This is a genomic window from Ramlibacter sp. GS1-15 (assembly GCF_057785015.1).
The window spans coordinates 1,563,472-1,572,292 of record NZ_JBYNTU010000001.1; the positions used below are offsets into that span (position 1 = coordinate 1,563,472).

The 8,821-nt window shown below is 67.9% G+C and carries 12 protein-coding genes; 11 read left to right on the forward strand and 1 reads right to left on the reverse strand.

Going from position 1 to position 8,821, the window contains the following annotated elements; translation table 11 throughout:
- Nucleotides 1-46: 46 nt before the first annotated feature.
- The 9 genes from AC3EF3_RS07875 to AC3EF3_RS07915 all read left to right on the forward strand — a co-directional run bounded on the left by AC3EF3_RS07875 (nt 47) and on the right by AC3EF3_RS07915 (nt 5,799).
- On the forward strand, nt 47-424 hold the full coding sequence (locus AC3EF3_RS07875; RefSeq protein WP_488531599.1) for a COG4315 family predicted lipoprotein: 378 nt from the start codon (nt 47-49) through the stop codon (nt 422-424).
- Between the two features lie 7 nt (nt 425-431).
- Complete coding sequence (locus AC3EF3_RS07880) at nt 432-1,085, forward strand: cupredoxin domain-containing protein (RefSeq protein WP_488531600.1); 654 nt, start codon at nt 432-434, stop codon at nt 1,083-1,085.
- A gap of 58 nt (nt 1,086-1,143) precedes the next feature.
- On the forward strand, nt 1,144-1,968 hold the full coding sequence (locus AC3EF3_RS07885) for an oxygen-binding di-iron domain-containing protein (protein WP_488531601.1): 825 nt from the start codon (nt 1,144-1,146) through the stop codon (nt 1,966-1,968).
- A gap of 34 nt (nt 1,969-2,002) precedes the next feature.
- Nucleotides 2,003-2,584 carry a helix-turn-helix domain-containing protein gene (locus AC3EF3_RS07890; RefSeq protein ID WP_488531602.1) on the forward strand — a complete coding sequence of 194 codons (582 nt, stop codon included), beginning with the start codon at nt 2,003-2,005 and terminating at the stop codon, nt 2,582-2,584.
- 1 nt (nt 2,585) lies between these two features.
- Nucleotides 2,586-3,104, forward strand: coding sequence for a GNAT family N-acetyltransferase (locus tag AC3EF3_RS07895; protein ID WP_488531603.1), 519 nt, complete (start codon nt 2,586-2,588; stop codon nt 3,102-3,104).
- A 50-nt stretch (nt 3,105-3,154) separates the two neighbouring features.
- Nucleotides 3,155-3,721, forward strand: a complete 567-nt coding sequence (locus tag AC3EF3_RS07900) for a DUF2889 domain-containing protein (RefSeq protein WP_488531604.1) — start codon at nt 3,155-3,157, stop codon at nt 3,719-3,721.
- A gap of 107 nt (nt 3,722-3,828) precedes the next feature.
- Nucleotides 3,829-4,269, forward strand: a complete 441-nt coding sequence (locus tag AC3EF3_RS07905; protein WP_488531605.1) for a helix-turn-helix domain-containing protein — start codon at nt 3,829-3,831, stop codon at nt 4,267-4,269.
- A gap of 16 nt (nt 4,270-4,285) precedes the next feature.
- Nucleotides 4,286-5,287 (forward strand): aldo/keto reductase, encoded by a 1,002-nt coding sequence (locus AC3EF3_RS07910; RefSeq protein ID WP_488531606.1) that lies wholly within the window; start codon nt 4,286-4,288, stop codon nt 5,285-5,287.
- Nucleotides 5,288-5,388: 101 nt separating this feature from the next.
- Complete coding sequence (locus AC3EF3_RS07915; RefSeq protein WP_488531607.1) at nt 5,389-5,799, forward strand: YXWGXW repeat-containing protein; 411 nt, start codon at nt 5,389-5,391, stop codon at nt 5,797-5,799.
- A gap of 3 nt (nt 5,800-5,802) precedes the next feature.
- On the opposite strand, the gene AC3EF3_RS07920 is transcribed toward AC3EF3_RS07915, so the two are convergent.
- Entirely contained in the window at nt 5,803-6,795 is a 993-nt protein-coding gene (locus tag AC3EF3_RS07920) for an LLM class flavin-dependent oxidoreductase (protein WP_488531608.1), read from the reverse strand.
- A 32-nt stretch (nt 6,796-6,827) separates the two neighbouring features.
- Between AC3EF3_RS07920 and AC3EF3_RS07925 the strand changes: the two genes are divergently transcribed.
- Nucleotides 6,828-8,126, forward strand: coding sequence for a PQQ-dependent sugar dehydrogenase (locus AC3EF3_RS07925; RefSeq protein WP_488531609.1), 1,299 nt, complete (start codon nt 6,828-6,830; stop codon nt 8,124-8,126).
- 73 nt (nt 8,127-8,199) lie between these two features.
- Nucleotides 8,200-8,820 carry an FHA domain-containing protein gene (locus AC3EF3_RS07930; protein WP_488531610.1) on the forward strand — a complete coding sequence of 207 codons (621 nt, stop codon included), beginning with the start codon at nt 8,200-8,202 and terminating at the stop codon, nt 8,818-8,820.
- Nucleotide 8,821: the final 1 nt, after the last annotated feature.

Genomic DNA, 8,821 nt, shown 5'->3' on the forward strand with positions numbered 1-8,821 from the left:
GTGTTCATGCGGACAGGAGCCTGTTCACACCACGAAGGAGAAGTGCATGAGGAAGTATGTATTTGCCGCCGCCACGGCGGTCCTGATATCTGCCTGTTCCACGGTCTCGCTGTCGAGCGCACCGCTCGCGATGAAGGACGGCCTGCTGGTCAACGACAAGGGCATGACGGTCTACACGTTCGACAAGGACGTGGCCAACAGCGGCAAATCGGCCTGCAACGACAAGTGCGCGGTGAACTGGCCGCCGGTGCTGGCCACCGCCGGCGACCAGTCGCAAGGGCCTTACACCGTCGTCGTGCGCGACGACGGCCGCCGCCAGTGGGCGTACAAGGGCAAGCCGGTCTACACGTGGCCCGAGGACCAGGAGCCGGGCGACAAGTACGGCGACAAGAAGCTGAACATCTGGCACATCGTCACCGAGTGAGGCGGCCATGAAGCGCTTCATCCTGGGCGCGGCATGGGCCGCGATGGCTGCGGCAGCCGCCCATGCGGGCGCGCTGCAGGTCACCGTGCGGGACAAGGACGGCAAGCCCGTTCCGGACGCGGTCGTCGTGCTGACCCCCTCGGGCCACGGCGCACCGAAGCAGATGTTGCCCACGCAGGTCACGATCAACCAGGAAAAGATGCGCTTCACGCCCGCGGTATCGCTGGTCGCCGTCGGCGCGAAAGGCCTTTTCGTGAACAACGACCCGTGGGAGCACCACGTGCGCGCGACGGCGGCGGGCGTCCGCAGCTTCGACGACAGCGGCGCGGGCGGCTTCGAGCTGCGCCTGGACGGCAAGCCCGATGGCAAGCCGGCCAGGCGCGCGGAGGCGACCTTCGACAGGCCCGGCCCGGTGCTGCTCGGCTGCCACCTTCACGCATCGATGCGCGGACACGTCTACGTGAGCGACACGCCGTGGGCCGCGCTCACCGCCGATGACGGCACGGCGTCGTTCGAAGCCGTGCCCGAGGGCCCGGTGTTCGTGCGCGTGTGGCAGGCCGACCAGCTGATCGACCTGCCGCCGCAGCAGATGACGCTCACGGCGGCACCGGCGAAGACCACCGTGAACCTTTCCGTGGTGACGCGACGCAAGCGGGTCTGATCGGCGCGGGTTGACGCCGCGCAAAGACATGCACGCGGGCATCCGACAGGATGCCGGCATGTCCATCGAGCTATTCCGCAACGAGCACCACGCCTGCCTGATGTTCACCGACCTCGCCGAGGAGGACGGGCAGGCCGTGCAGGCCAACCAGTTCCTGATCGTCGACCACGGGCAGGGCGCCATCATCGACCCCGGGGGCAACAACGCGTACAACGAGCTGTTCCTCACGGTGTCGCGCTTCTTCCCGCCGCAGAGCCTGAGCTACGTGCTCGCCTCGCATGCGGACCCCGACATCATCGCCTCGCTGGATCGCTGGATGACCGCCACGCGCGCCAAGCTCGTGATCTCCAGGATCTGGGAGCGCTTCGTGCCGCACTTCACGAAGGTGGGCAAGACGGACGGCCGCATCGTCGGCGTGCCCGATGCCGGCGGCTGCCTGCCGATCGGCGAGAGCGAGCTGTGGCTGCTGCCCGCGCACTTCATGCACTCGGAAGGAAATTTCCATTTCTGGGACCCCATCAGCCGCATCCTGTTCACGGGCGACCTGGGCGTCTCGCTCATGAGCGGTGCCGATGCGCGCACGCCCGTCACGGACCTGACGGACCACATCGCGAAGATGGAAGGCTTCCATCGCCGCTACATGGTGTCCAACAAGATCCTGCGCATGTGGGTGAGGATGGCGCGCGAGCTGCCGGTCGAGACGATCGTGCCGCAGCACGGCGCGCCGATCCAGGGCCGGCATGCCATCCGGCGGTTCTACGACTGGGTCGAGACCCTGATGTGCGGCGTGGACCTGTTCGACGACCGCGCCTACCAGCTGCCCACCGGCATGATCGACGCCGGCGCCAAGCGGGTGCGGCCGCCGCTGCGCGCCGTGGCTTGACGCGCCGTCCAAAATATTGGAAACTCCGTCCACCATGACGGAGGCCCACCCGGTCAACGAACGCATCGCCCAGCGCGTGCGTGACCTGCGCGCGGCGCGCGGTTGGTCGCTCGAGGCGCTCTCCGCCGCCAGCGGGATCAGCCGCTCGATGATTTCGGTCATCGAGCGCGGCGAGAGCAGCCCGACGGCCGTGCTGCTGGAAAAGCTCGCCGCCGGGCTCGGTGTGCCGCTCGCGTCGCTGTTCGACGCGCCGGCGCCCTCGCACGAGCCGGTGTCGCGCGCGAAGGACCAGCCCCAATGGAAGGACCCGCATTCGGGTTACGTGCGCCGCAACGTCTCGCCCAGCGGGGCGGGCTCGCCGATCCAGATCGTGGAGGTGAGCTTCCCGCCGCGCGCGCGTGTGGCCTACGAGACCGGCCCGCGCGAGCCGCTCACGCACCAGCAGGTGTGGGTGCTGGACGGCGCGATCGAGATCACGTGGGGCCGCGAGCGCTTCGAACTCGACACGGGCGATTGCCTCGCGATGGCTCTCGACCGCCCGGTGGCCTTTCACAACCCGCATCGCAGGACGGCGCGCTACGCGGTGGTCCTGACGACGCCGCACGCCAGGAGGTGAGATGCAGATACGCAGGATCATCGACGCGAGCGAGGCCGATCTCGAAGGCCTGGTCGGCGTGCTGGTGGATTGCGTCGAGGGCGGCGCTTCGGTCAGCTTCATGCAGCCGATGACCCGCGAGAAGGCGCTGCGCTTCTGGCGCGGCGTGGCGCAGTCCGCGGCGCGCGAGGAGCGCGTGCTGCTGGTCGCCGAAGACGAAGGCCGCATCGTGGGCACCGTGCAGGTCGTGCTCGAGCAGCCGGAGAACCAGCCGCATCGCGGCGATGTGGCCAAGATGCTGGTGCTGCGGTCGGCCCGCGGGCGAGGCGTGGGCGAGGCGCTGATGCGTGCGGCCGAGGCGGCCGCACAGCAGAGCCGCAAGACCCTGCTGGTGCTCGACACGGCGAGTGACGCGGCCATGCGCCTGTACGAGCGCTGCGGCTGGCACCGCGTGGGTGTCATCCCGAACTACGCCTTGTTGCCCGGAGGCGGGCCTTGCGACACCGTTTATTACTACAAGGTGCTCGCGACACCGGCGTGAGATGACCGACGTGACAGCCGGGATGTCGCGTCTCTGGGAAAATCGTTGGCATGCCACTGCCCGATCCCGCACCCCGCCAGCACCTGCACACCCGCAACGTCACTTACCGAGGCTACCTGCGCGAGGACGGCCTGTGGGATATCGAAGGCCACATGGAGGATGTGAAGACCTACGCCTTCGACATGATCGAGCGCGGTGCGATGGCGCCCGGCACACCCGTTCACGGGATGACCATCCGCGTGACGGTGGACGAACAGATGAAGATCCAGGCGATCGCCGCGTCGATGGACTTCACGCCCTACGGCGAATGCTCGCGCGGCGAAGACCCGATGCAGCGCATGGTGGGGCAGTCCATGGGCCCGGGCTGGCGTCAGACGATCGAGCGTGAGCTGGGCGGCATCAAGGGCTGCACGCACCTGCGCGAATTGCTGTTCAACCTGGCCACCGCCGCGTACCAGACGGTGTTCCCCTATCGCGAACGCGAGCGCGAGCGCGCAGGCACGCCCGCGGCGGCGGTGGACAAGCCGCCGTATCACCTGGGCCGCTGCATCGCCTGGGATTACAACGGGCCCGTCGTCGCGAAAATCTATCCACAATTCGCGGGCTGGCGAAAATAGGCGAACTTTCAACTTCGATGTTGGGCTAAGATGGCCGTTCAGGAGGGGCCCCGCCCGTGCAATCCCCAAGCAGGCCAGAGGGATGCGGGCGCCACGATGCATGATCCATGCCCAACATCGGAACGATCCTTAAAGAAGAAATCGCGCGAATCTCGCGCAAGCAGTCGCGCAGCGAGACCGAGCAACTGAAGAAGGCCAACGCGCACTACCGCAGCGAGATCGCGCAGCTCAAGCGCCGCCTGCAGGCGATCGAGCAGCAGATCAAGCGCCTGGGCAAGACGGCGGCGCGTGGCGCGGGCCCCGCAGCGGCTTCCGAGGCAGAGCCGCAGACGCAGATCCGCTACAGCGCGAAGAGCCTCGCCTCGCAGCGCCGGCGGCTGGGCCTGTCGGCCGCATCGCTCGCGAAGCTGCTCGGCGTGTCGGCCCTGTCGGTCTACAAATGGGAAAGCGGCAACACCCGGCCGCGGCAGAAGCAGATCGAGGCGATCGCGGCGCTGCGCCACATGGGCCGGCGCGAGGCGCAGCGCCGACTCGAAGAACTCGCCTAGGCGCGGGTCGAAAGCCATGCAGTTTCGAAATCTCGGCAGGAGCAACCTGCAGGTGTCCGCGCTGTGCCTGGGCACGATGATGTTCGGCGACCAGACGGAGATCGGCGAGGCGCGCGCCATCGTCGACGACGCGCAGGACCACGGCATCAATTACATCGACACGGCCGACGTGTACACGAAGGGGGCATCGGAGAGCATGGTCGGCGAGCTCCTCAAGGGCCGTCGTCACCACTGGGTGCTCGCGACGAAGCTGGGCAACAAGATGTCCGAGCGGCCGAACGAAGGCCATTACTCGCGCTCGTGGATGTTGCGCGAAGTGGATGCAAGCCTTGCACGGCTGCAGACCGGCCACATCGACATCCTGTACCTGCACCGCGACTACAACGGCATGGATCTCGAAGAGCCGCTGCGTGCCATCGACGTGATGCAGCGCGCGGGCAAGTTGCGCTATTGGGGCCTGTCGAATTTCCGCGGCTGGCGCATTGCCGAATGCGTGCGCATCGCCAAGGAGATCGGCATGCCGGGGCCCGCGGTGTGCCAGCCGTACTACAACCTGCTCAATCGCATGCCCGAGGTGGAGATCCTGCCGGCCTGCGAGGACTTCGGCATCGGCGTGACGCCGTACAGCCCCATTGCGCGCGGGGTGCTCACCGGCAAGTACCTGCCGGGACAGAAGCCGGCCGAAGGCACGCGGGCGGCGCGCGGCGACAAACGCATGGCCGAAACGGAGTTCCGCGAGGAGTCGCTGGTGATCGCACAGAAGCTGCAGGCGCACGCGAAGGGCAGGGGCGTGACGCTCGCGCAGTTCGCCACCGCCTGGGTGCTGGCGCATCGCGCCGTCAGTTCCGTGATCGCCGGGCCGCGCACTCTGGAGCAATGGCAGGGCTACCTGCCGACGCTCGACTGCACGATCACGACCGAGGACGAAACGCTCATCGATTCCCTCGTGCCGCCGGGCCATCCGTCCACGCCGGGCTTCACCGATCCGGCCTACCCGCTGCCGCGGCGTTCACGCTAGTCGTCAGTCGAAGCGCCAGCGCGGCTACATGCGCCGGTGTCCTACGGCTGCGCGGCCGTGGGCGGGCGACCCTGTCTTCATCGAAGCATAGGGAGACACGAATGCTCAAGCACATCCTCATCGCCAGCGTTGCCGCCACCGCCTTCGGCGCGATTCCGGTCACGTCCTCTGCTGTGCAGAGGACCATCGTGGTCACGGAAGCGCCGCCGCCGGTGCGCGAAGAGCGCATCCCCGCGCCGCGCCGCGGCATGGAGTGGGCCCCGGGCCACTGGGCCTGGCGCCATGGACAGTACGTCTGGGTGAACGGCCACTGGATGCATGAACGCCACGGCATGCACTGGGTGGCGGACCGCTGGGTCGAGCGCAACGGCCGTTGGGAGATGGTGGCGGGCCACTGGGAGCACGGCAGGCATGCCACACATGCCATGGGCGGCCCCGGCATGGGTGACCGCGACCGCGACGGCGTGCCGAACCGCTACGACGCGCACCCGAACGACCCGTATCGCCGCTGAACCTCAGCGCCCGAGCTCGTCGCGCACCTGGGCGGCGATCTCGTAGGAGCGCAACCGCGCGCCATGGTCGTGCATCGCGCCGGCGATCATCAGCTCGTCGGCGCGCGTTTCGGCGATGAACTCGCGCAGTTTCTCGCGTACGGTGGCCGGTGACCCGATCGCCGTGCACGACAGCACCATGTCGAGCAGCGCGCGTTCCGCGCCGCGGGTCTGCTCGTAATAACCGGGCCGAGGCAGCGGCAGCCGGCCCGGGCGGCCGCTGCGCAGGTTGACGAAGGACTGCTGCATCGAAGTCGCCAGCACGCGGGCCTCCTCGTCCGTGTCGGCGGCGAACACGTTGAAGCCGAGCATCAGGTAAGGCTTGTAGAGGAACTGGGACGGCTTGAACAGGCTGCGGTACACGTTGATCGCTTCCATCAGCTGCTGCGGCGCGAAGTGCGAGGCGAAGGCATAGGGCAGGCCCAGCATCGCCGCGAGCCGCGCACCGTAGAGGCTGGAGCCCAGGATCCACACGGGCACTTTCGCGCCGGTGCCGGGAACCGCGCGAATCCTTTGCTGCGGCTCGTCGGACATGAAGTCGATGAGTTCGAGCACATCGCGCGGAAATTCGTCGGCGTCGCTGGCCAGATTGCGCCGCAATGCGCGCGCGGTGGCGGGATCGGAGCCGGGCGCGCGGCCCAGGCCGAGGTCGATGCGGCCGGGGTACAGCGCCTCCAGGGTGCCGAACTGCTCGGCGATCACGAGCGGCGAATGGTTCGGCAGCATGATTCCGCCTGCGCCGACGCGGATGCTCTTCGTGCCATTCGCGACATGGCCGATCAGGACCGCCGTGGCCGCACTCGCGATGCCGGGCATGCCGTGGTGTTCGGCCAGCCAGAAGCGCTGGTAGCCCCAGCGTTCGGCGTGGCCGGCGAGATCGAGCGTGTTGCGGAACGATAGCGACGCGTCGCCGCCTTCGACGATGGGCGAAAGGTCGAGAACGGAAAAAGGGATCATTGGTCTAACTATGCGCTAGCTGAGGTCACAACATGAACTCGAAGGTCTTCCCCGTGCTGGCGTTGGTGCTGCTGGCCGGATGCGGCGGCACGGCGCGCCTGCCCGAGGAGGCGGCTGTCGGGCCGGCCCCGAGGCTGGGCGAGCCGGAGCACCGGCTGGTGCCGACGATCCATATCGCCGAGATCGACCGCTGGCCGCAGGGCAAGCAACCCCAGCCGGCGCCGGGCTGGCGCGTGACGGCATTCGCGAAGGATCTCGCGCATCCGCGCTGGCTCTACGTGCTCCCCAATGGCGACGTGCTGGTCGCCGAAACCAACAAGCCGGCGGACAGCCCGGCCGAGCCGCAGAAGTTCCGCGGCTACATGTTCAAGCTGCTCTCGAAGAAGGCCGGCGCAGGGGCTCCCAGTGCCGACCGGATCACGCTGTTGCGCGACAGTGATGGCGACGGCGTGGCCGAGACGAAGACCGTCCTCATCGATCACCTGCATGGCCCGTTCGGCATGGCCCTGGTGGGCGACCAGCTGTACATCGCGAACGCGGACGCGATCGTGAAGGTGCCGTTCCGTCCCGGCGAAACGAAGATCAGCGCGACGCCGCAGAAGGTCACGGACCTGCCGGCCGGCTTCAACCACCACTGGACCAAGAACATCCTTGCCAGCCGCGACGGCAGCAAGCTGTATGCGACCGTGGGGTCCAACAGCAACGCCGGCGAGAACGGCCTGGAAGCCGAAGAGGGCCGGGCCGCGATCTGGGAGGTGGATCTCGCCAGCGGCAGCAAGCGGCTGTTCGCATCCGGCATGCGCAACGCGAATGGCCTGGCTTGGGAGCCGACGACCACTGCCCTCTGGACCGTGGTGAACGAGCGCGACGAGCTGGGCAGCGATCTGGTGCCCGACTACCTGACGTCGGTGCAGGAGGGCGCGTTCTACGGCTGGCCGTGGAGCTACTGGGGCCAGCATGTCGATACGCGCGTTCCGTCCAACCCGCAGAGGGTCGCCAGCGCGCGGGTACCCGACTACGGCCTGGGCAACCACGTCGCGCCGCTCGGCCTCGCGTTCTCGGACGGCAAATTGCCGGGCCCGTTCGCGAACGGCGCCTTCGTCGGCGAGCACGGCTCGTGGAACCGCAAACCCTTTTCCGGCTACAAGGTGGTGTTCGTTCCGTTCGAGGGTGGCAAGCCGCGCGGCCAGCCCGTCGACTTCCTCACGGGATTCCTGTCCGGCGACAAGGCGTTCGGCCGGCCGGTCGGCGTGGCGCTCGATGCACGCGGCGGCGTGCTGGTGGCCGACGACGTCGGCAACACCATCTGGCGCGCGGCGCCGGCGCGTTAACGAAGGTTTGCGCGCGTTGCGCCGTGGCGGCAGCCCCATTGCCGGGCTGTCCGGCCCGCACTACCATGGCCGGATGCCCCAGCTCATCGCATCCGTCGAAGGCGTCGAGATCAAGCACGTGTACCTGCAGAAGGACCGTACGACCCTCGGCCGCGCCTCCGACAACGACATCGTCCTGGAGAACCTGGTGGTCAGCGGGCATCACTGCTTCTTCGACCTCAAGGGCCTGGCCGATGTCTACATCGAGGACCTGCGCAGCACGAACGGCACCTACATCAACGGCAAGATGGTCAAGCGCCAGCGTCTGCGCGACGGCGACGTGATCGCGATCGGCCACTTCCGCATCCAGTACCGCGAGGCGACCGAACACCCCAGCACCTTCGGCGAGACCGCGTCGCTGAAGCTCGGCGCGGACGGGATGCCGCGCATGGTCCATGCGGTGTTCCAGGTGCTCAACGGCTCATCGAGCGGCCTGGAGGTGCCCGTGGTCAAGGCGGTGACGACTTTCGGCAAGCCCGGCGTGGCCGTGGTGTCGGTGTCGCACCGGCGTGAAGGATTCTTCATCGGCCACCTGGACGGCGAGACCAGGCCCACGCTCAATGGCGACCCGATCGGCCCCAGCCCCGTGATGCTCTCCAACCATGACGTGGTGGAGATCGCCGGCACCCGCATGCTTTTCCAGCTCAGGGACTGAT

Bases quoted from the DNA above. Each gene is read 5' to 3' on its own strand.
- AC3EF3_RS07885 (WP_488531601.1), top strand. From the start codon at position 1,144: ATGTCCATCGAGCTATTCCGCAACGAGCACCACGCCTGCCTGATGTTC.
- AC3EF3_RS07910 (WP_488531606.1), top strand. From the start codon at position 4,286: ATGCAGTTTCGAAATCTCGGCAGGAGCAACCTGCAGGTGTCCGCGCTG.
- AC3EF3_RS07930 (WP_488531610.1), top strand. From the start codon at position 8,200: ATGCCCCAGCTCATCGCATCCGTCGAAGGCGTCGAGATCAAGCACGTG.
- AC3EF3_RS07915 (WP_488531607.1), top strand. From the start codon at position 5,389: ATGCTCAAGCACATCCTCATCGCCAGCGTTGCCGCCACCGCCTTCGGC.
- AC3EF3_RS07890 (WP_488531602.1), top strand. From the start codon at position 2,003: ATGACGGAGGCCCACCCGGTCAACGAACGCATCGCCCAGCGCGTGCGT.
- AC3EF3_RS07875 (WP_488531599.1), top strand. From the start codon at position 47: ATGAGGAAGTATGTATTTGCCGCCGCCACGGCGGTCCTGATATCTGCC.
- AC3EF3_RS07920 (WP_488531608.1), bottom strand. From the start codon at position 6,795: ATGATCCCTTTTTCCGTTCTCGACCTTTCGCCCATCGTCGAAGGCGGC.
- AC3EF3_RS07900 (WP_488531604.1), top strand. From the start codon at position 3,155: ATGCCACTGCCCGATCCCGCACCCCGCCAGCACCTGCACACCCGCAAC.
- AC3EF3_RS07895 (WP_488531603.1), top strand. From the start codon at position 2,586: ATGCAGATACGCAGGATCATCGACGCGAGCGAGGCCGATCTCGAAGGC.
- AC3EF3_RS07925 (WP_488531609.1), top strand. From the start codon at position 6,828: ATGAACTCGAAGGTCTTCCCCGTGCTGGCGTTGGTGCTGCTGGCCGGA.
- AC3EF3_RS07905 (WP_488531605.1), top strand. From the start codon at position 3,829: ATGCCCAACATCGGAACGATCCTTAAAGAAGAAATCGCGCGAATCTCG.
- AC3EF3_RS07880 (WP_488531600.1), top strand. From the start codon at position 432: ATGAAGCGCTTCATCCTGGGCGCGGCATGGGCCGCGATGGCTGCGGCA.